At 55.9% G+C, this 23,958-nt stretch carries 22 protein-coding genes; 12 read left to right on the top strand and 10 right to left on the bottom strand.

The features are described 5' to 3' along the window. Positions 1-78 precede the first annotated feature (78 nt). The 4 genes from arfB to mobB all read left to right on the top strand — a co-directional run bounded on the left by arfB (position 79) and on the right by mobB (position 3,386). Positions 79-498 (top strand): alternative ribosome rescue aminoacyl-tRNA hydrolase ArfB, encoded by a 420-nt coding sequence (arfB, locus tag QCD60_RS29040; protein WP_279790840.1) that lies wholly within the window; start codon positions 79-81, stop codon positions 496-498. Between the two features lie 213 nt (positions 499-711). Beyond that, positions 712-2,109, top strand: a complete 1,398-nt coding sequence (locus tag QCD60_RS29035) for an HD-GYP domain-containing protein (RefSeq protein ID WP_279790838.1) — start codon at positions 712-714, stop codon at positions 2,107-2,109. Positions 2,110-2,228: 119 nt separating this feature from the next. Further along, on the top strand, positions 2,229-2,789 hold the full coding sequence (locus tag QCD60_RS29030) for an alpha/beta fold hydrolase (protein ID WP_279790836.1): 561 nt from the start codon (positions 2,229-2,231) through the stop codon (positions 2,787-2,789). A gap of 54 nt (positions 2,790-2,843) precedes the next feature. Beyond that, the gene (gene mobB, locus QCD60_RS29025) at positions 2,844-3,386 is read left to right on the top strand and encodes a molybdopterin-guanine dinucleotide biosynthesis protein B (protein ID WP_279790834.1); all 543 of its coding nucleotides are present in this window, start codon (positions 2,844-2,846) and stop codon (positions 3,384-3,386) included. Between the two features lie 9 nt (positions 3,387-3,395). On the opposite strand, the gene QCD60_RS29020 is transcribed toward mobB, so the two are convergent. After that, positions 3,396-3,533, bottom strand: a complete 138-nt coding sequence (locus QCD60_RS29020; protein WP_279790833.1) for a hypothetical protein — start codon at positions 3,531-3,533, stop codon at positions 3,396-3,398. A 204-nt stretch (positions 3,534-3,737) separates the two neighbouring features. Between QCD60_RS29020 and moaA the strand changes: the two genes are divergently transcribed. The 7 genes from moaA to QCD60_RS28985 all read left to right on the top strand — a co-directional run bounded on the left by moaA (position 3,738) and on the right by QCD60_RS28985 (position 8,931). Beyond that, on the top strand, positions 3,738-4,727 hold the full coding sequence (moaA, locus tag QCD60_RS29015) for a GTP 3',8-cyclase MoaA (RefSeq protein ID WP_279791096.1): 990 nt from the start codon (positions 3,738-3,740) through the stop codon (positions 4,725-4,727). Between the two features lie 99 nt (positions 4,728-4,826). Then, positions 4,827-5,363 carry a molybdenum cofactor biosynthesis protein B gene (moaB, locus tag QCD60_RS29010; protein WP_279790831.1) on the top strand — a complete coding sequence of 179 codons (537 nt, stop codon included), beginning with the start codon at positions 4,827-4,829 and terminating at the stop codon, positions 5,361-5,363. Beyond that, on the top strand, positions 5,360-6,601 hold the full coding sequence (gene glp / locus QCD60_RS29005; protein WP_279790829.1) for a gephyrin-like molybdotransferase Glp: 1,242 nt from the start codon (positions 5,360-5,362) through the stop codon (positions 6,599-6,601). Before moaB ends, glp begins: the two co-directional genes overlap by 4 nt. Positions 6,602-6,653: 52 nt before the next feature. Beyond that, positions 6,654-7,148, top strand: a complete 495-nt coding sequence (gene moaC / locus QCD60_RS29000; protein ID WP_279790827.1) for a cyclic pyranopterin monophosphate synthase MoaC — start codon at positions 6,654-6,656, stop codon at positions 7,146-7,148. Then, on the top strand, positions 7,145-7,393 hold the full coding sequence (moaD, locus tag QCD60_RS28995; protein WP_279790825.1) for a molybdopterin converting factor subunit 1: 249 nt from the start codon (positions 7,145-7,147) through the stop codon (positions 7,391-7,393). The genes moaC and moaD overlap by 4 nt, the downstream gene beginning before the upstream one ends. A 3-nt stretch (positions 7,394-7,396) precedes the next feature. After that, positions 7,397-7,903 carry a molybdenum cofactor biosynthesis protein MoaE gene (locus QCD60_RS28990; protein WP_279790823.1) on the top strand — a complete coding sequence of 169 codons (507 nt, stop codon included), beginning with the start codon at positions 7,397-7,399 and terminating at the stop codon, positions 7,901-7,903. 182 nt (positions 7,904-8,085) lie between these two features. Continuing rightward, positions 8,086-8,931 carry a nuclear transport factor 2 family protein gene (locus tag QCD60_RS28985; protein WP_279790821.1) on the top strand — a complete coding sequence of 282 codons (846 nt, stop codon included), beginning with the start codon at positions 8,086-8,088 and terminating at the stop codon, positions 8,929-8,931. A 186-nt stretch (positions 8,932-9,117) separates the two neighbouring features. On the opposite strand, the gene oppF is transcribed toward QCD60_RS28985, so the two are convergent. The 9 genes from oppF to QCD60_RS28940 all read right to left on the bottom strand — a co-directional run bounded on the left by oppF (position 9,118) and on the right by QCD60_RS28940 (position 22,875). Then, on the bottom strand, positions 9,118-10,101 hold the full coding sequence (oppF, locus tag QCD60_RS28980; protein WP_104153923.1) for a murein tripeptide/oligopeptide ABC transporter ATP binding protein OppF: 984 nt from the start codon (positions 10,099-10,101) through the stop codon (positions 9,118-9,120). Continuing rightward, positions 10,101-11,072 (bottom strand): oligopeptide ABC transporter ATP-binding protein OppD, encoded by a 972-nt coding sequence (oppD, locus tag QCD60_RS28975; RefSeq protein WP_104153922.1) that lies wholly within the window; start codon positions 11,070-11,072, stop codon positions 10,101-10,103. The genes oppF and oppD overlap by 1 nt, the downstream gene beginning before the upstream one ends. 10 nt (positions 11,073-11,082) lie before the next feature. Beyond that, positions 11,083-12,006 (bottom strand): oligopeptide ABC transporter permease OppC, encoded by a 924-nt coding sequence (gene oppC / locus QCD60_RS28970; protein WP_279790817.1) that lies wholly within the window; start codon positions 12,004-12,006, stop codon positions 11,083-11,085. Positions 12,007-12,014: 8 nt separating this feature from the next. Then, complete coding sequence (gene oppB, locus QCD60_RS28965) at positions 12,015-12,935, bottom strand: oligopeptide ABC transporter permease OppB (protein ID WP_279790815.1); 921 nt, start codon at positions 12,933-12,935, stop codon at positions 12,015-12,017. Positions 12,936-13,101: 166 nt separating this feature from the next. Beyond that, positions 13,102-14,733: an ABC transporter substrate-binding protein gene (locus tag QCD60_RS28960; RefSeq protein ID WP_279790813.1), complete on the bottom strand. Its 1,632-nt coding sequence runs from the start codon at positions 14,731-14,733 to the stop codon at positions 13,102-13,104. A gap of 856 nt (positions 14,734-15,589) precedes the next feature. Further along, positions 15,590-17,533, bottom strand: a complete 1,944-nt coding sequence (locus QCD60_RS28955; RefSeq protein ID WP_279790811.1) for a methyl-accepting chemotaxis protein — start codon at positions 17,531-17,533, stop codon at positions 15,590-15,592. Between the two features lie 267 nt (positions 17,534-17,800). Continuing rightward, the gene (locus tag QCD60_RS28950; protein ID WP_279790809.1) at positions 17,801-20,773 is read right to left on the bottom strand and encodes an EAL domain-containing protein; all 2,973 of its coding nucleotides are present in this window, start codon (positions 20,771-20,773) and stop codon (positions 17,801-17,803) included. Positions 20,774-21,150: 377 nt separating this feature from the next. After that, the gene (locus QCD60_RS28945) at positions 21,151-22,095 is read right to left on the bottom strand and encodes an AEC family transporter (protein WP_279790807.1); all 945 of its coding nucleotides are present in this window, start codon (positions 22,093-22,095) and stop codon (positions 21,151-21,153) included. Positions 22,096-22,275: 180 nt separating this feature from the next. Further along, the gene (locus tag QCD60_RS28940) at positions 22,276-22,875 is read right to left on the bottom strand and encodes an FMN-dependent NADH-azoreductase (protein ID WP_279790805.1); all 600 of its coding nucleotides are present in this window, start codon (positions 22,873-22,875) and stop codon (positions 22,276-22,278) included. Positions 22,876-23,113: 238 nt separating this feature from the next. On the opposite strand from QCD60_RS28940, the gene QCD60_RS28935 reads away from it, so the two are divergent. Further along, positions 23,114-23,947, top strand: a complete 834-nt coding sequence (locus QCD60_RS28935; RefSeq protein ID WP_279790803.1) for an alpha/beta hydrolase — start codon at positions 23,114-23,116, stop codon at positions 23,945-23,947. Positions 23,948-23,958 lie beyond the last annotated feature (11 nt).

The following is a 23,958-nucleotide window of genomic DNA, read 5'->3' as shown; positions in this document are numbered from 1 at the left end:
CGATGTTCTGTTCACACCATGTCTACTTTCTACACTTTGCCAAGCCGACGCTGAGGCGTCGGAGATCAGGAGAACGGGTTGGATCGTATATTGCTCACTCCCTACCTCAGCATTGCCGAAGACGAACTGGACTTTCAGGCGATACGCTCACAAGGCGCGGGTGGCCAGAACGTCAACAAAGTTTCCAGCGCAGTACAGATGCGCTTTGATATCCGGGCGTCTTCGTTACCGGAGGAGTGCAAGCAGCGATTGCTGTGTGTTCGCGATGATCGCCTCAGTAAGGATGGTGTCTTCATCATCAAGGCACAGGCCTATCGCAGCCAGCTGCAAAACAAGCAGGCAGCGGTTGAGCGCTTGCGTGATGTCGTGGGACATGCACTGGCGCCACAGCGTCCTCGCGTTGCTACCAAGCCCAGCTATTCTTCCCGACAGAAGCGGATGGAGCATAAGCGTCAGCGCAGTGATGTTAAATCCATGCGGCGGACGCCGCTGTTCTGAACCACTGAGCTGCAGGGCTGCTGCTCGCTGTGTGGCAAGAAGCCACCGTCTGCCGTCTGCTTTCACCATTATCCGGCCATCAGTGGCCCTTGCTATTGTGACGCTGCGGCGTTGCCTTCACTGTTTTCCGAGTTTGTCGTCATGTCGCCACGGATTGGTGCTGCCCGGTTAGTGTGAGATTGCACTTTTACTGTTGTTGGCTGGTAGCTGTCTGTGAATCGATTTGTACTGGATAACCTCCATCTTCCCGAAGTGTCGGAGCTATCACGGGCTGAACTGATCAGTGCGCTCAGTCACGCGCTGGATATGACCGAAGGTCAGCCTCCGGGTCACTGTATGCGCGTATGCTGGATCGGTATGCATATTGGTGAAAAGCTCGGCCTCAGTGATGAACAGATGTGGGAGCTGTATTACACCCTGCTGCTCAAGGACCTGGGCTGCAGCAGTAATGCTGCCCGTATCTGTGAGCTGTATCTGACCGATGATCTGGCTTTCAAGCGTGAGTACAAGTGGGTGAATGGCGGGCTGCCACAGGTGGTCAATTTCGTCCTTAAGCACACCGGACTGGAAGCCGGGCTGGCAGAGCGTTTCCGCCGCGTGCTGGATATTTTTCAGAACGGTGAGGACTACTCCCAGGAACTGATTCGTACCCGCTGTGAGCGCGGTGCTGCCATCGCCCGTCAGCTACGCTTCAGTGACGGAGTGGCGGAGGGTATTCACAGTCTGGATGAACACTGGAATGGTAAAGGTAAGCCTGCCGGGCTCAGTGGCGACGAGATACCGTTGTATGCCCGCATCGCCCTGGTATGTCAGGTGGTTGACGTGTTCTTTCTGGTCTCTGGGCCAAAGGCGGCGCTGCGTGAAGCGCGCTTGCGCACTGGGCTGTGGTTTGATCCTGCGGTGGTGGTGGCGCTTGAGCAGGTTGCCGTAAGGCCCGGCTTCTGGGAGGTGCTGACGCATCCGCAACTGCAGGACTTCGTTGTTAGTCTGGAGCCGGCGCAACACTGGCTGCCGCTGGATGATGATTACATGGATGAGATTGCGGCGGCCTTTGGTCAGGTGGTGGACTCAAAAAGTCCTTACACGGCCGGTCACAGTGAGCGTGTCGGTCTGTATACCGATCTGGTCGCTGAGGAAATGGGCTACTCCATGCCGGTACGGCGCTGGCTCAAACGCGGTGCACTGCTTCATGATGTCGGAAAGCTCGGCGTCAGCAATACGGTTCTGGATAAACCGGGCAAACTGGATCCGCAGGAGTGGGAAGCGGTAAAGATGCACGCTACCTATTCCGAGCAGATTCTTTCGAGGATCAAAGCCTTTTCCGCACTGGCCAAAGTGGCTGCTGCTCATCATGAGCGGCTGGACGGGACAGGCTACCCGCGTGGCCTGAAGGCGGATGAAATTACTCCCTTTACCCGCATTATCACCACGGCGGATATCTTTGATGCGATCTCCTCGGCACGTCCCTACCATGAACCGACATCGACACCCAAAACCCTTTCGATCATGGCGCAGATGCGCGGAACGGCTCTTGATCCCAACTGTTATGCCGCGTTAGAAGCCGCACTGGCACGTATTCCCGGCCCCATCGGCACAGCGGCGGCGGATTAGTTTCTGCTGTATTGACTGTCAGAGTATGGCCTTTTGAACCTGTACACGTTCTGACGGTGACTTTGATAGCATCCCCGCGTACCCTCTGGAGCATTGCGATCAATATGGAGGACAGCGCAGTGCATCACCCCGTTTTGATTCACCCGGGCTTTGGCAACTCTGATGAGCCTCACTGGCAAAGTCGCTGGCAGCAATTATTTCCTTACTGGCAGCGTGTCGAGCAGGATGACTGGCTCCATCCGGATTGCAACCAATGGGTTGCGCGGCTGGATGAGACCCTGGCCATCATGGGTGAGGATACTGTTGTTGTCGCACACAGTCTGGGATGTCTCACACTGGCGCACTGGGCCAGCCAGAGCAAACATCGCATTCGTGCTGCGCTGCTGGTGGCGGTACCTGATCCGGCCATGCCTGCCTATCCTCCTTCCGCGAAGGGATTTACGCCCCTGCCAGCAGCGGTATTACCGTTTCCCTCGCTGGTGGTCACCAGCCTGAATGACCCGTACGGCAGCCCCGAGTTTGCTCACCAGCAGGCGCTGGCCTGGGGGAGCGGTCTGGTTGAGGTTGGGGCATTAGGTCATATCAATGGTGAAAGCGGGCTGGGTGACTGGCAAGAAGGTATTGATTTACTTGAAAATTTGCTGCAGCGACAGCAAATAGACACCTCTTTCGCAGGTTAGGGCAAACGCCTGTCAGCCTGCTCGCAGCACTGCAGAACCTTGGAAACTGTGACGATGTTCACTCTGATTTTTGCCGCCTACAGTGGCACAGGGAAAACCACTTTGCTGGAGCAGGTGGTGCGTATTCTTTGCCAGCGTGGTTACCGCATCGGCGTGGTCAAACATTCCCACCATGATCTTGAACTGGATAAGCCGGGCAAAGACAGCTATCGCCTGCGTAAGGCCGGAGCGGTGCAGGGGGTACTGGTGACCCCCTGGCGTTCGGTAGTATTTCATGAAAATGCTGAAAAGCAGGAAGCCGAGTTGCAGCAGCAACTGGCCCTGCTTGATATGTCGGTGCTGGATATGGTGCTGGTGGAAGGCTTTCGCCATGCGCCCTGGCCAAAAATTGAGCTGCATCGATGCGCACTCGGCAAGCCATTTCTGCATAGTCAGGATGAGTACGTGCAGGCGCTGGTATGGGACGGTGGTTGCGACGCCCAGCTTGCCCTGCCACAGCTGGATATTAACCAGCCACAACAGGTCGCCGACTATGTTGAAAAGTGCTGGCGTGATTACCAAGAATCTAGGCAGGCGAGCACGCCCGGTCTGGACTGACGTGCGGTATCAGGCGTTTTGTCCTGAATTGCCGAGTTCTTTGCTGCGCCCGGCCGCTGCAGGACGGGCAAAGGTCGGAATCGACAAACTGGCAGGATGCGACACCTGATTTACTGCGCGTGTCCCTCTGCTGTAAATGGCGATCATGTTTATCGCCCTCCCTACGTTTATTGTTGTGAAGTCGTGGTTGGGACACTGCACTTCTTGAGTGGTAAGCAGGTAACTATGTCTACAGAGTCTAAGAGGTCTACAGAGTCTAAGAGGTCTGCAGAGTCTACAGGCGACTTCAATAATGCCTCACCGGTCTTGCATCCAGCGTCCTCCTCTGGCGGCGCCACTTCGTCTGCGGATATGCCGTCGCTGATCGACAACTTTGGCCGGCGTGTCAGCTATCTGCGGCTGTCGGTCACTGATCGTTGTGACTTTCGCTGCATCTACTGCATGAACGAAGACACCACATTCCTGCGTCGGGCACAGATTCTGAGCCTGGAAGAGCTGGCGGATGTCGGGCACAATTTTGTGGCCATGGGGGTGAAGAAGATTCGCCTGACCGGTGGTGAGCCACTGGTACGCCCCAACGTGATGTGGCTGATTCAGCAGCTGGGGCAGCTGCCGGGGCTGGAAGAGCTGACGCTGACGACCAATGGCTCGCAGCTTGTCCGTTATGCCAGCGAGCTGAAGGCTGCCGGGGTGAAGCGCCTCAATATCAGCCTGGATACCCTCAAGCCGGAACGCTTCGTTGACATGACCCGCCGTGACAAGCTGCAGCAGGTGCTGTCGGGTATCGAAGCAGCACTGGATGCCGGGTTTGAGCGCATCAAGCTCAATACCGTGGTGTTACAGGGCAAGAACGTCGATGAACTGGATGATCTGCTGAACTACGCCACTGCGCGGGGCATGGACATCAGCTTTATTGAAGAAATGCCGCTTGGTGAAGTGCGCACCCGTGATCTGCAGCACACTTATCTGGGCAACGACGCTTTGCTGGAGCAGTTGCAACAGCGTTATGGTCTGGTGGCCTCGGCGGAAACGACCGGCGGCCCTTCACGTTACTATCGCATTCCCGGGCAGCGCAGCCGCGTCGGCTTTATCTCGCCCCATAGCCATAACTTCTGCAGCACCTGTAATCGTGTGCGGGTGACGGTGGAAGGGCGCCTGTTACTTTGCCTTGGTAATGAGCACTCGGTGGATTTGAAGTCTGTGCTGCGCCGCTATCCCGGCGATGATCAGCGTCTGCGCCAGACCCTGATGGAGGCGATGGCGATCAAACCGGAGCGTCATCATTTTTCTCTCAGCGACGAGCCGCAGGTGCTGCGTTTTATGAATATGACAGGCGGCTGATCCGGCAAGACTGCCACCACTACGATCCTGACAGGGTGTTGTTCGTTGTTGTTACGACAGCCTTATCCCTTTTATAACCCCCGATTTATGGGACATACCATGGCCTTCAGTACTGATCTCACCCCCCTCAATATCGCCGTGCTGACGGTGTCCGATACGCGCACCGCGGCCAATGACACCTCGGGTGATGCGCTGGTCGCCGGCTTGCAGGAGGCCGGTCACATGCTGGCAACCCGCGCTATTGTGAAAGATGACGTGTATCAGATGCGTGCGGTGGTTTCGCAGTGGATCGCTGATGCTGATATTCATGCGGTGCTGATTACCGGCGGCACTGGTTTTACTGCCCGTGACTCGACACCGGAAGCCATGAAGCCGCTGTTCGACAAGACCATTGAAGGTTTTGGTGAGTTGTTCCGGCAGATTTCCTACAGTGAAATCGGCACGTCCACCATCCAGAGCCGTGCGCTGGCAGGGGTTGCCAACCGTACCCTGATTTTTTGCATGCCCGGCTCGACCGGCGCCTGCCGGACTGCCTGGAACAGCATTATTCGCGAACAGCTCGACAGCCGGCACCGGCCTTGTAACTTTGTCGAAATGGTCAAGCCCGTAGCGAAAGAGATCGGGGGGAAGGCATGAGCGACAGCTGTGCGCGCGAACCCCTGAAAACCATTGATGACGTGCTGGCGACATTGCTGGCGCGTGCTCTGCCGTTGACGCCGATCGAAACTCTGCCTCTGCATCAGGCGCTGGGTAAGGTACTGGCCAAAGGGATTATCAGCCCCATGTCAGTACCTCCTGCCGACAACAGCGCAATGGACGGTTATGCCCTGCGCGCTGCAGATCTCGGTGCTGATGGCGTGCTGCCGGTCAGCCAGCGTATCCCGGCCGGTAGTGTGCCCGAACCGCTGCAACCCGGCACGGCCGTCCGTATTTTCACCGGTGCGGTGGTGCCAGCCGGCGCGGATTGCGTGGTGATGCAGGAAGACTGCCGTGCCATCGTGAATGAGCCGGGCAAGGACTCTGTGCATATCCAGATTCAGCCAGTGTCCGGTCAGCATGTGCGCAAGGCCGGTCAGGATATCCAGCACGGTGCCGTGTTGTTTGATCCGGGGGTGCGTCTGGGGGCCAGCCATCTCGGTGTGCTGGCCTCTGTCGGGATTGCCGAAGTGACCGTGTTTCGCCCGCTGCGGGTGGCCATACTGACCACCGGAGATGAACTGATTGCGCCGGGGCAGCCACTGCAACCCGGGCAGATCTACAACTCCAATGCCTTCATGCTGGAGGCGCTGCTGCGTGGGCTGGGGCTGGATGTGATCAATCTCGGCATTGTTCCTGACCGGCTGGCGCTGACCACACAGGCGCTGCAGGATGCGGCCGCTTCGGCAGATGTCATCATGACTACCGGCGGGGTGTCGGTAGGCGAAGAAGATCATGTGCGTCAGGCCGTCAATGAACTGGGCCAGCTACTGGTCTGGAAACTGGCAATCAAGCCGGGCAAACCTTTTGCTTTCGGCAGCGTAGGAGACACGCCCTTTATCGGCTTGCCGGGCAACCCTGCTTCTGTGCTGGTAACGTTCTCTCTGCTGGCTCGTCCCTACCTGCTGCGCTCCATGGGGCAGGAGCAGGTTGCAGCGCCGCGTTTTGAAGTCAGGGCCGGCTACTCACTCAAGAGCGCCGGGCGGCGCACCGAATACGTTCGTGCTGTATTGCAGACAACGGATCAGGGGATCGTCGCCATGCCGGTGGGTAACCAGAGTTCAGGTGTATTGTCGACGGCGAGTGCGGCCAGCGGCTTGCTGGAGATTCCCGCTGGCAAGGTATTTGCCGCGGGAGAGGTGCTGCAGTTTATTCCTTTTCACGGTGTACTGAGCTGAGAACGAGTTCACGTTCTCCGCTCAGATAAGTGTTCTGTGGTGGATGTTTTCTATGTCACAACTTACTCATCTTGATAGTCAGGGCCATGCCCACATGGTGGACGTGACCGATAAGTCTGTCAGTCAACGTGAAGCCAGAGCCGAAGCCGTGGTCAGCATGTCAGCCGAATGCATGGCCCTGCTGGTCGATGGCAAACATCCCAAAGGGGATGTGTTTGCAGTGGCCCGTATTGCTGGCATTCAGGCGGCCAAACGGACCTGGGAACTGATTCCGCTCTGCCATCCCCTGATGCTCACTTCCGTCAAGGTCGAGCTGCAGGCGCTGCCCGAGCAGCAGCGGGTGCGTATCGAAACCCGTGCCAAACTGGCAGGACAGACCGGGGTGGAAATGGAGGCGCTGACAGCGGCCAGCGTGGCGGCTCTGACTCTGTACGACATGTGTAAAGCGGTCGACAAAGGCATGGTGATTGAACACATCAGGCTACTGGAAAAAAGCGGTGGAAAGTCTGGTCACTGGCAGGTAAGCGCGCAGGAGGAACAGGCATGATCAAGGTGCTATTTTTTGCCCGATTGCGTGAAGAGCTGGGGATTGAAGGTTTGCAATGGCCATGGCAGGCCGGGATGACGCTGGCGGAGTTGCTGTCGCAGTTACAGGGACAGGGTGAGCCCTGGGCCAGTTGTCTGGCCCAGCCCAATCTGCTGGCGGCCGTCAATCAGGCCATTGTCGACTCTCAGGAGCCGGTGGACGATGGTGACGAAGTGGCGTTCTTCCCACCGGTGACGGGGGGCTGAGATATGAAGCAGGGGAGCATTCCACCGCAACGCGCCCGGGTTCAGTCTTCACCGCTGGATCTGCAAGGGCTGTTACAGCAGTTTCAGCCGCACGATGGGCAGTCTGACGAGTATCCGACAGGTGCCATCGTCAGTTTCAGCGGGTTAGTGCGTGATTTTAATGAGCGCCCCGAAGTGACAGCTCTGACGCTTGAACACTATCCGGGCATGACCGAGAAGGTACTGCATCAGCTGCTGCTGGAAGCGCAAACGCGCTGGCAGCTGCAGGATGCGCTGGTGGTGCACCGGGTAGGCAGAATGCTGCCCGGAGACACCATTGTGTTTGTCGCCGTTGCCAGCAGCCATCGTAAGGATGCCTTTGCCGCCTGTGAGTACATCATGGATATGCTGAAAACCCGTGCGCCGTTCTGGAAAAAAGAAGAAACCGGCAACGACAGTTACTGGGTGGATGCGCGAGAGAGTGATGCCGAGGCCGCTGCTGCGTGGCTAAAAGACCACGATGGGCACTGACAGTAAAATTTTGTAATTTTTCCCTGCTTCTTATTTATACCGCCGAATTTCTTCTATACCGTGATGGCTTTAACCAGCAGCCGTTGCTGCTCTTCCGGCACGGCGCCAGCGCTGGCTGGCGGCACTGCCGGGTCAAATCTGGAATGAATAAAGCAGTAGCAAAGGATAGGGGAAAAAGTGAAGTGAATAACAAGCGTATTGCGTTACCTGCGCTAGTGATCCTGTCATCACTGGGGTTGGCAGCCTGTGCCCCCTCACCAACCCGCGTCAGCAAAGCGGACGTCGAACCCCCGCCCAAGGTGGTGAACAAGTCCAAACCCGTAGGTATTCCTGATGTCGCGCTGCAATCTGCACCCGATGCCACTCCGATGCCCGCCCCCGAGCTGTCTGCTTCGACCTCCACAATCTCTGCAACCACCGAGGCCAGCACTGATATGAGCCAGGCGAGTTCCAGCAGTGCTGAAGCGGCTGCGGCATCCGTCATGCAGAACTCTATCGTGGCCAATGACAGCGTAGCTCACAACCCGAACGCAGCACCGGTCATGACGGCTGATATGACCAGCACTGCCGAAGCGCCTGCAGAAGCCAATGCAGTGCCTGCAGTAGAAAACAACGCTATGGCTGATGCGAATGCTGCACCTGCCACCCCTCCTGCAGCGGACAAACCCGCTTCGCCACAAGCTGCCATCGAGCTGAGCTACCAGTCTCTGCTGAAGACGGTGGAAGGCTGGCGTGCTGCCTGGTCCAGTCAGGATGTGGACAGTTACCTGTCGTTCTATTCTCCTGATTTCGCCCCGGACAACATGAGTCGCAAGAGCTGGGAGCAGCAGCGCCGGCAGAAAATTTCAGCACCGAAGTGGATCAAGGTTGAACTGGGAGAGCCTCAGGTGGCTATCGTCGACAGCCGGGCCATTATCCGCTTCGAGCAGAACTATTCGGCCAGTGGCTATCAGGACAAGGTCGTGAAGGAGCTGGAGATGGATAAAGAAAACGGCGAGTGGAAAATCGTCAAGGAGACGTCGCTGTAACCCGGCACTCCTCAGCTGCCACATGTGGCATCGCCTTGTACAAGGCGTCTGACAGATAAAGAAATGCCCGGCTAGTGCCGGGCATTTTGCTTCTTAACGTGCTGATAGTTAAGACAATCGGTAGTAACAGAACCTGTTAAGTGCGGGCATTATATAGCCGCATCAAAAAAACAGTTAGTCCCAATATCATGCTACTCGAGGACAGGCGACAGTATGTCGTGGCTCACCCTGCAAGGTGGGTCGCTGTTCTGCACAGCTGGCCACCGCAATCGGGCAGCGGGTACGGAACACGCAGCCTGAAGGCGGATTGATCGGCGATGGCAGATCGCCTTCCAGTAGCTGGATAGTCTTGTTGCGCTCGATATCCGGATCGGGAATCGGCACCGCTGACATCAGGGCTTTGGTGTAAGGGTGTTTGGGGTCGGCATAGAGAGCCTTGCCCTGACCCAGTTCCACCTGATTGCCCAGATACATCACCATGACGCGGTCACTGATGTGCTTCACCACCGACAGATCATGGGCGATGAAGATCAGCGACAGCCCCATTTCCTTCTGCAGCGATTTCAGCAGATTGACCACCTGTGCCTGAATGGACACGTCCAGCGCCGATACCGGCTCGTCACAGATCACCAGCTTGGGTTCAACGATCAGTGCACGGGCAATGCCGATACGCTGGCACTGACCACCGGAGAACTCGTGGGGGTAGCGGTTGATGACGTTAGGCAGCAAACCGACCTTCATCATCATGGCCTTCACCTTGTCAGTGACTTCCTGCTTGCTGAGCCTGGGATAGAAAGTGCGCAGTGGCTCGGCAATGATGTCACCGATGGTCATGCGCGGATTCAACGAGGCCAGCGGATCCTGGAAGATCATCTGGATATCCTTGCGGATTTCCCGCCAACCGTGATGATCCAGCTCCAGCAGCTCCTGTCCCTGCCATTTGATGCTGCCCGCACGGGACTTCACCAGACCGATCAGCGCCCGGGCAAAGGTTGATTTGCCACAGCCTGACTCGCCCACCACGCCGAGTGTTTCGCCGGGATAGAGGTCGAGGCTGACGCCGTCCACCGCTTTCAGGGCGAGTGAGGGCGCCCATGGCCACAGGCTGCTGGTTTTGATATCGAAGTGCACCTTCAGATCGCGCACTTGCAGAATAGGTTGAGTGCTCATCAGGCTTGCTCCTCGGCCAGCCAGTGACAGGCACGCTGACGCTGGTCGCTGGTAGTAATAAGTTCCGGTTCCGTGTGACGGCAGATATCACTGACGTGCTGACAGCGCTCCTGGAACGGACAGCCCTGTGGCAGTTTGAGCAGGTTGGGTGGATTCCCCGGAATGGTCGGCAGTGCCGCCATGTCATCGGCGTCCAGACGCGGAATAGCTGACAGCAAACCCTGGGTGTAGGGATGGCTCGGGCGATAGAAAATATCGCGCGCAGTGCCGTATTCCATGGTGCGCCCGGCATACATCACCAGTACCTTGTCACAGATTCCGGCCACGACGCCCAGATCGTGAGTGATCATGATAATGGCGGTGTTGAAGTCGCGTTGCAGCTCAGACAGCAGCGTCATGATCTGCGCCTGCACGGTGACGTCCAGCGCGGTCGTGGGCTCATCGGCAATCAGCAGCTGTGGACGGCATAGCAGCGCCATGGCAATCATCACGCGCTGACGCATCCCGCCGGAGAACTCGTGCGGGAACATCTTCATGCGCTTGCGTGCTTCAGGCATTTTCACCGCGTCCAGCATGCGCACGGATTCTTCAAAGGCGTCCGCTTTAGTCATGCCTTTGTGCAGCATCAGCACTTCCATCAGCTGCTCACCGACCCGCATATAGGGGTTGAGGGAGGTCATGGGGTCCTGAAAGATCATGGCGATCTTTTCCGAACGGATCCTGTTCAGCTCTTTCTCGCTCAGGCCAACGATGGACTTGCCGTCAAAAACAGCTTCGCCGCTGACCTTGCCGTTTTTGGCCAGCAGGCCCATCAGCGCAAAGGCGGTCTGACTCTTTCCCGAGCCGGATTCGCCGACGATACCGAGGGTCTGGCCCGCCTCCAGAGAAAAGTTCAGCTTATTGACGGCAGTGACGGTGCCATCAGGCGTAGAGAAGTGAACTTCCAGATTCTTGATAGATAACAAACTCATCGCAGGCTCCTTACCGGTCTTTCGGGTCAAGGGCATCACGCAGACCATCGCCCACGAAGTTGAAGCAGAACAGGGTGGTTACCAGGAAACCGGCCGGGAACAGCAGTTGCCAGGGGGCCACCTCCATGGTTTTGGAGCCTTCATTGAGCAATGCTCCCCAGCTGGTCATGGGCTCCTGCACACCCAGACCCAGATAACTGAGGAAGGATTCGAACAGAATCATGCTCGGCACCAGCAGGGTGGCGTACACCACCACGATACCGAGCACGTTGGGCACGATATGCCGGGTGATGATGGCCCAGGTGCTGACGCCACAGACGTGCGCCGCCTCGATGAACTCTTTGCTCTTCAGGCTGAGAGTCTGACCGCGCACGATACGGGCCATATCCAGCCAGGACACCGCACCGATAGCGATGAAGATCAGCATGATGTTACGGCCGAAGAAGGTCACCAGCAGAATGACGAAGAACATGAACGGGAAGGAGTTCAGAATCTCCAGTGTGCGCATCATGAAGGAATCGGTACGACCGCCGATGAAGCCTGCCATGGCGCCGTACAGAGTGCCGATCACAATGGCGACCAGCGCGCCCAGCACGCCGACCATCAGGGAAATCTGACCGCCCACCAGCGTGCGCACGAACAGATCACGGCCCAGGCTGTCAGTACCGAAAAAGTGGCCGCTGGAGGCATCCGGGGCGATCTGCATGGCGTTCCAGTCGATGTCGTCGTAGGTGAAGTCACCCAGCTGACTGCCGAACAGGCACAGCAGGATGATCACGGAGAGGGTGATCAGACTGATCATCGCCGCTTTGTTGTGCATGAAGCGACGGCGGGCGTCCTGCCACAGACTGCGCCCTTCCACTTCGGCAGGAGCTTCCTGCAGTTGGGTAGCAAAGCGGGAAACGGCTTCGCTGTTGGGTTTGTTAGTAATCATAGGCTGACTCAGTAACGAATTTTGGGATCGATATAGGCGTACATAATGTCGACGATGGCGTTGAACATGATGGTCAGTGCGCCGATCAGGACAGTAATGCCCAGTACCATGGAGTAGTCACGGTTGAGTGAGCCGTTGACGAACAGCTGGCCAATGCCAGGCAGCCCAAAAATGGTTTCGATCACCACAGAGCCTGTGATGATGCCGACAAACGCCGGGCCAAGATAAGAGATAACGGGCAGCAGGGCAGGCTTCAGCGCATGACGCCAGATGATGTAGCCTGCGGGCAACCCTTTGGCGCGCGCCGTGCGGATAAAGTTGGAGTGCATGATTTCAATCATGCTGCCGCGCATGATGCGGGCGATAGACGAAACATAATGAGCCGCCATAGCCAGCACGGGCAACAACATGTACATCCATTCACCGCCATTCCATCCGCCTGCAGGCAGCCAGTGCAGATGCACAGCGAAGATCAGTACCAGCAGGGGGGCCAGCACAAAACTGGGAATCACCACGCCGGTCATGGCCAGTGACATCACACCATAATCAACCCAGGTGTTTTGCTTCAGAGCCGCGACGACGCCGAACAGCACACCCAGCACAACGGCGGTAAGAAATGCCCACAAACCAATTTCGGCCGATACCGGGAAGCTCTGACCAACCAGCTCATTGACGGAAAAATCCTTGTATTTGAACGAAGGGCCAAGATCGCCCTGTAACAGCCCGCCCAGATAGTGGAAAAACTGGACGTAGAGAGGCTGATCAAGCCCGTATTTGGCCTCGATGTTGGCCAGAATCTCCGGCGGCAGCGAACGCTCACCGGTAAAGGGGCTGCCGGGGGCCGCATGCATCAGCACGAAGGACACCAGAATCAGCACCAGCAGGGTAGGGATGGCTTCAATTAAGCGCTTGAATACAAATTTTAGCATTGGCAAATACCTGACCTTGCAGCGAGGCCGTCGTCCCTGAGGCACCTCCCTTGTGACTGGGGAGGTGTGACGGATTTATCCAGTCCCGCTACACAAAATAGAAAATCACAAAAGCAAATACCGGCGGGCTCGTGAGAGCCGCCGGTATGCCTTCAGGTGTCAGCCCTTAGTGTTTAGCTACGTACATGTCCTTGAAGTAGAAAATATCTTCAGGGTTAGCGGCGGGATAGCCGCCAATGTAGGGTTTAACCAGACGGGTAGTGGAGTACTGATAGATGGGGGCAACAGGCATGTCGCGGTCCAGCAGAGTGGCGGCCTTGTTGTACATCTCGTTACGCTTGGTCTCGTCGACTACGCTTTTTGAGTCGGCCATCAGCATGTCGTACTCGGGGTTGGAGTAACGTGCATAGTTGTTGCCATTTTTAGTGGTCAGCAGATCCAGCATGGTGGAGGCTTCGTTGTAGTCGCCTACCCAGCCGGCACGCGCGACCTGGAAGTCACCTGCACGCTCGGTGGCCAGATAGGTTTTCCATTCCTGGTTAACCAGGCTGACATTCACACCCAGAGACTGTTTCCACATGGCGGCCACGGCGATGGCGATCTTCTTGTGGTTGTCGCTGGTGTTGTACAGCAGTTCAAAGCTCAACGGATGATCAGGGCCGTAGCCCGCTTCTTTCATCAGTTTCTTGGCTTCTTCAACACGTTCTTTCTGAGTCAGTTTGGCCCAGGCAGGAACGACAGGAGTGAAGCCGGCGGTGATATCGGGAACAAAGGCATAGGCAGGGATTTCACCCTGGCCGGTGATCTTGTCGGTAATGACATCACGGTCGATGGCAAAGCTCAGCGCCTTGCGGATGCGAGCGTCATCGAAGGGAGCCTTCTTGTTGTTGAAGCTGTAGTAGTAGGTGCCGACCTGACCTGTAGTGTGGATCTGATCAGGAATATCTTTCTTCAGCTGACGGAAGTGCTCGATGGCAATCGGGGTGCTGCCGTTGGTGATGTCGATTTCACCTGCTTTGTAACGTGACAGCTCAGAGTTTTCTGACTCGATGGGCAGCACGGTGATCTGGTTGACCACGGTGTCTTTGTTATCCCAGTAGTTGGGGTTGCGCTTCAGCACAATGCGCTCGTTGACCACCCAGTCAGTCAGGGTGTAGGCACCGTTACCCACAAAGTGATCAGGGCTGGTCCACTTCTCGCCCCACTGGTCAATGACTTTCTTGTTGGCAGGCACCATGGTGGTGTGGCCAAGCATGCGGATGAAGTAGGGAATAGGCTTATCGAGTACGACCTGCAGAGTGTGGTCGTCCAGTGCTTTTACGCCGAGCTGATCAGGTGACTTCTTGCCGTTGATGATGTCGCTGGCATTGGCCATGGTGGTCATTTCGATATACCAGGAGTAGGGCGATGCGGTTTTGGGATCTACCGCACGCTGCCAGGCAAATACGAAGTCGCCAGCGGTGACGGGGTCGCCATTGGACCACTTGGCATCATCACGCAGGTGGAAAGTGAATACGGTGTTGTTGTCGTTAACGTCCCAAGAGGTCGCTACGCCGGGGAGAATGTTGCCCTTGTCGTCCTGAATCACCAGACCTTCAAACAGGTTGCGTGCAATCCTGGACTCGGGGGTGCCTTCCATTTTCTGTGGATCAAGGGTGGCAGGTTCAGCGCCGTTGTTAAAGACGATTTCCTGCTTGGCAGCCAGTTCGGTACCTGCAGGTACCTTTGCAGCCATCACGGGAGCCGCTACGCCGGCTGCGAGAAGGATGGCCAATGCCAGGCTGGTTTTCTTATGCATACATAATCTCCGGTTTATAACTCAGGACATGGGATCACCATGTCGATCAAACAGAGGCGGGCGGTTAGTTATTGAATGCCGGTCACCCTGTTCACGAGTGTTTAATATTTTTTGACAACTGGCCTATCAGGACTTGCGAGCTAACCAAGTTGCTCGGCCAAGCAAAAGATCAGGGAAGGCAAAAGCATATTATATGCCAGCTGTATATCATGGCCTGTATGTGCTTTTTTTATAGTTTATAAAGCAATGTGCTAGGTTAGGCCGAGGGAAGGATAACGATATGTAACCTGTAGTGTTGAATATATAACGAGTGGTTTGGTTTTTTATTCATCAGTTCGCGGTATTTAGTGGCTCTTTTTCAGCTAGTTTGTTGATTATATTTAACGAAAAAGGCTGTGTAGTGAGCCAGGATCCCACTTCAGTCTGATCGCCGGCTGGTTGCCTGTGAATACCTTGCGTCTTGATTTGGTTACGAAATAGGCGAATGTGAATCACAAAAATTACACATTGTGAGTATTGGGACGTGCCAGAAATGCCTCTGAAGTGTGTGAAAAATAAAATTAAAGTCGCTTATGGAGAAGTTAAAGGAAAGGTGTGGTTGATCCGGCCTCCTGCCAAATTAATTTATGCTCTAGTTTGGTGCGTTGTTGGAAGTATGCCTGTTACGTCTTTATCGTTCTGCAGGAGAAGGTGCTACCAGAGGTGACAGTTCTCATTTGAAATGCTGGCATATTATTGTTGAGCAATGTCGTTATATAGCTGACAGCAGTTGTCAAGACCTGTGCCGCCCCTCGCCGTAGGCTCCCGTTAGCAGGGCACGGCCTGATACAGATCAGACCGTGCTACTTGATGATCATCAGCTGTAACGGAACTGACCTACCTCGGTATTGACGGAGCTGGCCTGCTCCATCACAGCCTGACTGGCCTGGGCCACCGAATGGGCATCGCTGTTACTCTGTTCTGCTAGCTCGGCCAGAGTATGGATACTGCCGGTTATCTCCTGTGCCACAGCAGCCTGCTCTTCGGCGGCACTGGCAATCAACGTGTTCATTTCCGCCATGCGGGCCATGTTATGGCTGATGACCTCCAGCTGCTGGACGGCCTTATCCGCACCGCTCATGGTGTGCTCCAGCCGTGTCAGGCTCTGTTCCATCACCTGACTGGTTGCATCTGAGCCCTGCTGCAGGTTGGCAATCACCTGCTGAATCTCATTGGTTGAGGTTTGGGTACGTTGTGCCAGTGCACGCACTTCGTCTGCCACCACGGCAAACCCACGCCCCTGTTCGCCAGCTCGGGCGGCCTCGATCGCTGCATTGAGTGCGAGCAGATTGGTCTGCTCCGAAATGGTGCGAATAACATCCACAATCGAGCCTATGCCCTGACTCTGGCGCTTGAGGTCGTCCACTGATGTCGCTGTCGAACGGATGTCACCGCTCAGGTGCTGCAAGGCTTGCTGCATGTTGCGAATGTCGGTGCTGCCCTGCGCAGCAGCACGATCCGCTTCCACCGACAGCTGGCTGGCCTGTTCGGCATGACGGGCCACGCCATGAACGGTCTGGGCCATCTCTTCGATAGCGGTGGCCACCTGCTCGGTTTCCTGCTGCTGTTGCTGAATCTGCTGGTGAGAGCCCTGAGCCGTGGATGCCAGCTGGGAGGAGGCTCCACCCATGGAATGGGCGATGTGTGCCAGTCGGCTGATACTGACCTGCAGTTTATCGACAAACTGGTTGAAGGCACTGGCCAGCCGGGTGAGTTCATCCTTGCCTGCGACGGGAAGGCGCTTGCGCAGGTCACCTTCCCCGCGGGCGATATCTTCCAGCATGGCGGAGGTCGCATTGAGGGGCGCGACAATGGAGCGGGCGATGCCCTGACTCAGCAAGACGCCAACGACGACCAGCAATACCACCAGAATCAGGGTGGTGGTGCGTGTAGTGTCGATAACAGTGGTGGTTTGCTGCTGCTGTTCCTGTTTCAGGCTGAGCAGATCATCCTGCAGTGTGCTGGCAGCGTCGTGCAGTGTGTTGCCAGCCGCATCACGTTTACCATAGGCCTCTGCCAGTTGCTCGAACGTCTGAATGTAGGTCTTGCTGTTCTGGTTGATGGTCTGGGCGATCTTGCGACTCTCCTCATCGCCCAGCTCCAGTGCCAGCTTTGCCGAGGTTTCATCGAGCAGCGCGCCGCTGCTGCTGACTACGGTTTTGGCCTCGTCACCCTGGCCCAGCAGAAAGTTCTTTTCGCCAATACGTGCCTGGTAGATCAGCTGAATCAGGTTATTGGTTTCATCAATCTGCCCCAGAATCTTTTGCATGGCAGAGGCGTCGCTGTTTTCTGACTGCATGTCCTGATACTGCATTTCCAGCTCAACGATCAGATCCAGTCCAGCCTCTCTGACCTTCTCGGCGGCTGTCAGCATGGTTTGCTGCGTCTGCTCCAGTGATTGCATTGCCGTGGTAATGCTGTCCAGTGCCTGACTGTACTGATCGACTTGCTCGGTCAGCTGTTGCAGCCGCCCATTCTGGCTGTTGTCCGCTGTATTGCTGCGCGACAGCTCCTGACGCAGGGCATCAATCTGGCTGGCGATACCTTGCTTGCCTTCATCATCAGGCTGCTTCAGATAGGTGCGTTCACTGGTGCGAATGGCCTGCATATCAGAATTGATCTGATCGAAGTGCAGATTCTGGTTGAGGTTGGTGTCGATCAGTTGCAGGTTCCAGGTGCTCAGTCCACCAAGAATCAGGGTGGCGACGATAAGGGTGCTGAACCCCAGCCACAAACGCCCCTGAATGGAAAATAGCCGCATGCATGCTCTCCGGTCTGGCATGAGTCACGAGTTCATCACTCTTCCGGGTGCTGGCGAGGCACAGGCTGGCGGGAGGATGAACAGGTCGTTGGGTATGAAAATTCAAGCAGGGCGGATGCTAAGTCAGCATTGTGATGATTGTGAGTCAGCAAGAGCCAGCACTGCGCTTTATTGGCGCACCGTGCCATTTCATAGTGCTGATCCAGTACACCATTTTGCCGCGCGGATGCCGGTAGAACGGACGAAGCATGCCCAGAGGTATGAAATTCAACCGAGTGTATCAGATTCAGGCAGGGGCGCTTGCAGAAACTGTGCCTGAAGCTGGTCTGCCGGCATGGGGCGGGCCAGCAGATAACCCTGTACCAGATGGCAACCATAGTTTTTGAGAATCTCAAGGGTGTGTTCGTCTTCACACCCTTCTGCCAGCACCCGGATATCAAGTGCATTGGCCATGGATACCATGGCCATCACCAGTGCATCGGCTTCCGGCGTTTTACCCAGTTCCTGCACGAAGCTCTGATCGATTTTGAGAAGGTCGGCCCTGATCTTCTTGATGTACGAAAGTGAAGAATAGCCCTTGCCGAAGTCATCAATGGCCAGACGGATACCCTGATCAACGAGGGAGTTGAGCTGGGCTTTGAGGGTAGGGTTGTCATCGATAAAGATGCTTTCGGTCACTTCAATGGTGACCAGCTCTCTGGCGATGTCGTAATGCTCCAGCAGCTTGATCAGGCGGCTGTAATAGCCAGCATCACCCAGTTCGTGCACGGAAGCGTTGATAGACAGCACACCGGGCTCGAAACCCTGATCCAGCCAGTGGCGTAGTTGCTGCAGACTGGTTTCCTGCACGTAGTGGCCAAGGGACTGAATCAGTCCGGCACTTTCGGCAATGGGAATAAAATCCGCGGGAGAGATGAGCCCGGCTTCGGAGTGATTCCAGCGAATCAGCACTTCCAGACCATAGAGTTGCAGGGTGTCGAGACTGAACTGCGGCTGGTAGACCAGATGCAGCTGGCGCTGCTCCAGCGCACGGCGCAGTTCGGTTTCTATCCAGAAGCGATATTCCGTCTGACGCCCCATTTCACTGGTAAAGAAGGTGAAGGTGTTTTTGCCTGATGCTTTCGATTCATACAGTGCGGTATCTGCACTCTTCAGCAGATCCTGAACCTGCGTGCCGTCTTCCGGGTAGACGCTGACGCCAATACTGGTCGTCAGTGACAGAGGGCCAGTGGACAGGACCACTGGCGTAGTCAGTGCTTCACGCAAGCGGCGGATCAGTGGCAGCAGATGATCCGTCTGGAAGACCTGGGGAACCACCACCACAAACTCATCGCCACCAATACGACACAGCGTCTCGTTGGCACGCAGGGTGTCGGCCAGTCGGGTGGATATCTGCATCAGCACTTCGTCGCCGACATTGTGGCCCAGACTGTCGTTGATGGCCTTGAAGTTATCGAGATCCATCAGGATGAAGGCCAGATGATGCTGATTGCGACTGGCGGACTGTAGCGCCTGTTCGGCGCGTTGCTGGAACGTGTAGCGATTGGCCAGCCCTGTCAGCGGATCCCGGTGTGCGAGGTAATCCAGGCGCTGGGCATTGAGAATCTGGTCTGTTTCATCGAAAAAGACCCCCTCAATCCAGCCCACACCGGTTTCGTTGTCGATCATGCCCTGTCCCTGATTGAGCACCCAGCGCACGTTGCCATCAAGGTCGGTGACCCGGTGACTGAAGGAGAAAGACTCATTGGCATCGGCGGCGTGGCACAGGGTATCGCGCACCAGAATCCAGTCTGCAGGGTGGATGATGCTTTTCAGATTGGGCTGTTTGACCGGTGAGGACTTGGGCAGGGTTTCGCTGCCGATGATGTGCCGGAGGCCTGCGGAAACGAAGCTGACCTCCAGATCCTGATTAGCCTGCACGCGGAATACGGCCCCGGGGATATTGGCCACCAGCACTTCCATACTGCGTTCGCTGCGCTGCAGCTGCTTTTGCATGGTCTGAGTGGCGGTGACATCCAGCAGGATACCGACGGCGCGGCTGCCGGGGGCCTGTTCATCCTGTTCATCCAGTCGGCCACGCAGCAGCAGGGTTTTTTCTGGTACATCGTTGGTGATCACCAGACATTCACAGATGTGTTTGCTGTTGGGAATCTTGATGGAAAAGAAGCGACGCAGGTGGGCGTGGTCTGTATCCCTGATGCCTTCGAGCACTTCATCCAGCTGCAGGCGCAGGGCAATGGTCCTGAGCGACAGGGTATCGGCCAGTGTGCCGTTGATTTCCAGCAGTTCGGTGCGGTAGTCATAAACCCAGATGCCGACGTTACTGAAGTTGGTGATCCATTGCTGGGTTTTGGCGAAACGCGCCAGATGTTTCTCTACCTGAATACGTGTCTGATATTCACGGTCCAGTGAGCTGCGTACTTTGGCAATCTGATAGCGCAGTAGGCCCACCCACAGCAGCATCAGCAGTATGGCTATCAGAATGGCAGCGATGACTGCCAGAATGCTCTGGAAGTTTTCTTCGTAGTAATCCCGGAACCACGTGTTATACAGGTTATCGAACTCACCGGACGCCTTGACCTTATCCAGCCCGGTGTTGATGGCGTTGAGCAGTTCGGTATTCCCTTTCGCCACGGCAAAGACATAGGGGTGAGAGCTGATTTCACTGCCGGTCAGTACAACGTTACTGAAATCTCCCTTGTGGATCATGTAACCAGCAGTCTGGAAGGTGACGTAGCCGTAGGCATAACGGTTTTCATTCACCATGCGCAGAACGTCCCATTCTGAGGGAGCCTTGATCAGCTGCGCATGAGGAAGATTTTGTAGCAGGCTACTTTCACCGTAAGAGCCTGCCTGAACCACGACTTCGCGATCACCGAGAGACGATGGACCCTGCATCGAAGGGGAGTTGACGTTGCGAACCAGAATATAGGAGGTGATGGTAATCGGGTCAGACAGCAGATAGTTGTCGCGGCGTTCAGGAGAGGCATAAACCGCAATGATCTGTGCATCGCCACGATTGAACTCATCCAGCACCAGATGCCATTCGCCCAGTCTGCTTCTTATATTGAGTTTGCTTTCTCTGGCGATAGCCTGCAGCAGATCAATATTGAAGCCAGCGGGCTGACCATCCTGAGTCAGATACTCGTAAGGGGGGAAGCGGGCATCGCCAACGGCAAGGAGCTCTTGATCAGGTGCAGCCGAGGCAGTCTGGGCACATTGCCAGAGCCATAGCAGCACTAACAGCCATAACCTTCTATATCTGCCTGACTTCATACTGACCATCTACAAGCCTCTACCGGGGTCTGGTCGCGGCGCTAGCGAGCGTTTGCTCATCCATCAACGAGAAAGTTTATCGGTCAGGCGCTTACGCCCTGCCAATTAGCATAGGAGATGAGCGGCTGGATTTCGACCTGAGCCATACCATCTCACAGGCGCCACGTGAGAGCTGACGCGATAGCAGAGAAAGGCAGTGAGTGAACAGGGTTTGATTACTGAGAGAAGTATAGATGCGATTTTTACAGAGTCATGTTTCTGTAAAGTGAAGTTTGCAGTTAGTCAGGATCAGCGCTGGCTTTTGCCGGTCGAGCCAAGACGCTGAACACGTCATCTGATAACTAATCAACAGCAGGTAAATACGGCAGTATCAGCATCCAGCCACTCAGTGTCAGCAGTGAGACGAGGGTACTGATAACGATCACCGACGAGACCACGCTGACCTGACGTTCATACTTCAGCGCAAAAACACTGACCATGGCGGCAGCCGGTAACGCGCTTGCCAGTACCACGCCCTCCATCCAGAGACGGGGCAAAGGCCATATCAGTGATGCCAGCAAAAGTGCGAGCAGGGGGTGCACCAGCAGTTTGATACTGCTGATCAGCAGGATGGGCTTCAGCTGACCGCGCACACTTTGGCCATACAGACTGAGCCCCATGGTGAACAGAGCGACCGGAGCGGTGGCTTGTGCCAGCAGCGTCATCAAACCTGACAGGGCTTCCGGCTTGGGCAGGCCACAGGCTGACCAGAGCATCCCCAGCAGAGGGGGCATGAACAGTGGATTCTTCACAAACAGCCGGACGAGCAGTGTTCTGATCCGGGTAGGTTCAGGCTGGGTAAGGTGATCCAGCAACGCCATGCCCAGACCCATAAAAAGAATATTGAACGTCAGCGATGAGACGATGACAGGCAGGGTGCCATGGCTACCGTACAGCAGGGTAAACAGCGGTACGCCCATATAAATAGTATTGGGATTGAGCCCGCTCAGGCTGAGCAGCATTCGATCAGCAGGGTGCTGGATGTTCCAGAAGCGCTTTGCCAGCCACCAGACCAGAGCGCCGCTGAGTAACGATGCGACCAGCGTAATGGCAATAAAGCGGAAGTTGAGAATTTCTGTCAGAGCGACTGAGGCGGTTGACCAGAAGAACAGAGGCGGCAGGCAGATGTACAGGATAAAGGGGTTGAAAACCTGTATGGACTGGCTGTCGAACAGCCTGATATGGCGAGTGAACAGGCCAAGGCCGATCAGGACGAAAATAGGAATAAGGGTGTTGACCAGGACCATGGCTCACTCTCTTGCGGGCGTCTGCTGCGTTGCGGCAGTCTAGCAGAGATGCCCTGCGCACTGGAGCGGCCATCGCTAGCTCAACGGAGTGTTGTCTCGGAGCCAAACAACAACAGGAGCACCAGGCTCCTGTTGTTTATACACACTGTTGGCTTGCAGCTTGCAGCTTGCAGCTTGCAGTTAGGCCAGTTCGCTGATGGCGCTGTCAGCTGCTGACAACGCTTTGCTCTTGGACTCATCGCCCATGGCCAGACCTTCAGCGTAGACGAACTCTACGTCGGTCATGCCCAGGAAGCCCAGCGTGGTCTGCAGGTAAGGGGTCTGGCTGTCTGCAGAGGTACCCTGATACATGCCACCACGAGCGGCCAGTACATACACTTTCTTGCCAGTGATCAGGCCTACCGGGCCGGTCTCAGTGTATTTGAATGTCACGCCAGCGCGGGCAATACGGTCAACCCAGGCTTTGAACTGGGAAGAAATACCGAAGTTGTACAGTGGCATACCGATAACGATAACGTCGCTGTCCTGTACTTCTTTGATCAGGTTGTCTGACAGTGCAGCCACTTCCTGCTGCTCTGCAGTACGCTGGTCAGCGGGAGTCATCCACGCACCCATTTCAGCCAGTGTCAGGTGAGGCAGGGCTTCAGCAACCAGATCACGCTTGGTGACGCTGGAGCCAGCATTCTGTGCCTGATACTTTTGCAGGAACAGGTTGACCAGCTGAGTGGAGTTACCGTTGTCGCCCATCAGGCTGTTATAGAGTGCAAGTACTTTAGCCATTGTGAAGCTCCTTGATGTCCTGTTGCGGATTCAGTGGTTGCGATAGGTGCCATTGTGCACAGCCTGTTTGAACATGAATATCAAAAATAGTTGGCGAACCTGTTCAGAAAATCTGATTGAGTTGTCATCAGATGGTCAACGAGTTTCATGGCTGAGTCATCCTGTCGGGCTAATCTGTTCGGCAGGCTGTCACCTGGCGGGTATTAACGATGCGGAAAACTGGCAAAGGAGAATGATAGTGCAGACCCTTATACTGCCTGATGGTGAGCCGATTGATGTGCTGGTGCAGGGGCAAGGCACGCCACTGGTGCTGTTACACGGCTGGACCTCCGGCCCGCATATCTGGATGCCCTTTATTGATGATCTGGCTGCTGAACATCAGGTCATTGCGTGGCGCGCCCGCGGACACCGCCCGGCACCCTTGCAGACAGCCACGGCGATGAGCCTGGATCAGCTGGTGGATGATCTGCATTTCATGCTTGAACACTTTCAGATTCGTCATCCTGTCATTGTCGGCCATTCCATGGGTGCGATGCTGCTGTGGCACTACATCCGCCGTTTTGGCAGCGATCATTTGCGTGGTGTGGTGTTTATTGATCAGTCACCCTGCTTGCTGAAAAAAGGGGACTGGCCGTTTGCTATCTATGGCCACTTCGATGAGGCTCAGAATCAGGCGTTGCAGGCCGAGATGCAGCAGGATTTTGCTGAGGCGGCACTGCATCTGGCGGCAAGGGGGCTTAATCCTCGTATTACCGCAGCCATTGAACAGGACCATCCGCTGATTCAGCAGCTGCGCACGTACCTGAGTACGCTCTATGCACCAGCACTGATTCAGCTATGGCAGGACATGACCCGGCAGGACTGGCGTGATGTGCCCCCAACCATCAGCGTGCCAGTCGCACTGCTGTACGGAGGGAAAAGCCAGTTTTATCCCGTTGGAGTGGTGAAATATCTTTGCGAGCAGATGCCGCAGGCGCAGGCAACCGTTTTCGCCGAGGCGGACCATTCACCGCAGTTGTCGGCGCCCGATGAATTTCGTGCTGCGCTGCTCAGTGCCCTTTGTACAATGTAAACCAACGAATT

This window comes from Pokkaliibacter sp. MBI-7, assembly GCF_029846635.1.
GTDB lineage: Bacteria > Pseudomonadota > Gammaproteobacteria > Pseudomonadales > Balneatricaceae > Pokkaliibacter.
The sequence above is the reverse complement of the archived record's forward strand: the minus strand, read 5'-3'. Positions and strand labels throughout refer to the sequence as shown.

What these genes read in the sequence shown, in the direction of transcription:
- mobB (WP_279790834.1), top strand. Translation starts at nt 2,844, where the DNA reads ATGTTCACTCTGATTTTTGCCGCCTACAGTGGCACAGGGAAAACCACT.
- QCD60_RS29020 (WP_279790833.1), bottom strand. Translation starts at nt 3,533, where the DNA reads ATGATCGCCATTTACAGCAGAGGGACACGCGCAGTAAATCAGGTGTCG.
- moaA (WP_279791096.1), top strand. Translation starts at nt 3,738, where the DNA reads ATGCCGTCGCTGATCGACAACTTTGGCCGGCGTGTCAGCTATCTGCGG.
- moaB (WP_279790831.1), top strand. Translation starts at nt 4,827, where the DNA reads ATGGCCTTCAGTACTGATCTCACCCCCCTCAATATCGCCGTGCTGACG.
- glp (WP_279790829.1), top strand. Translation starts at nt 5,360, where the DNA reads ATGAGCGACAGCTGTGCGCGCGAACCCCTGAAAACCATTGATGACGTG.
- moaC (WP_279790827.1), top strand. Translation starts at nt 6,654, where the DNA reads ATGTCACAACTTACTCATCTTGATAGTCAGGGCCATGCCCACATGGTG.
- moaD (WP_279790825.1), top strand. Translation starts at nt 7,145, where the DNA reads ATGATCAAGGTGCTATTTTTTGCCCGATTGCGTGAAGAGCTGGGGATT.
- QCD60_RS28990 (WP_279790823.1), top strand. Translation starts at nt 7,397, where the DNA reads ATGAAGCAGGGGAGCATTCCACCGCAACGCGCCCGGGTTCAGTCTTCA.
- oppF (WP_104153923.1), bottom strand. Translation starts at nt 10,101, where the DNA reads ATGAGCACTCAACCTATTCTGCAAGTGCGCGATCTGAAGGTGCACTTC.
- oppD (WP_104153922.1), bottom strand. Translation starts at nt 11,072, where the DNA reads ATGAGTTTGTTATCTATCAAGAATCTGGAAGTTCACTTCTCTACGCCT.
- oppC (WP_279790817.1), bottom strand. Translation starts at nt 12,006, where the DNA reads ATGATTACTAACAAACCCAACAGCGAAGCCGTTTCCCGCTTTGCTACC.
- oppB (WP_279790815.1), bottom strand. Translation starts at nt 12,935, where the DNA reads ATGCTAAAATTTGTATTCAAGCGCTTAATTGAAGCCATCCCTACCCTG.
- QCD60_RS28960 (WP_279790813.1), bottom strand. Translation starts at nt 14,733, where the DNA reads ATGCATAAGAAAACCAGCCTGGCATTGGCCATCCTTCTCGCAGCCGGC.
- QCD60_RS28955 (WP_279790811.1), bottom strand. Translation starts at nt 17,533, where the DNA reads ATGCGGCTATTTTCCATTCAGGGGCGTTTGTGGCTGGGGTTCAGCACC.
- QCD60_RS28945 (WP_279790807.1), bottom strand. Translation starts at nt 22,095, where the DNA reads ATGGTCCTGGTCAACACCCTTATTCCTATTTTCGTCCTGATCGGCCTT.
- QCD60_RS28940 (WP_279790805.1), bottom strand. Translation starts at nt 22,875, where the DNA reads ATGGCTAAAGTACTTGCACTCTATAACAGCCTGATGGGCGACAACGGT.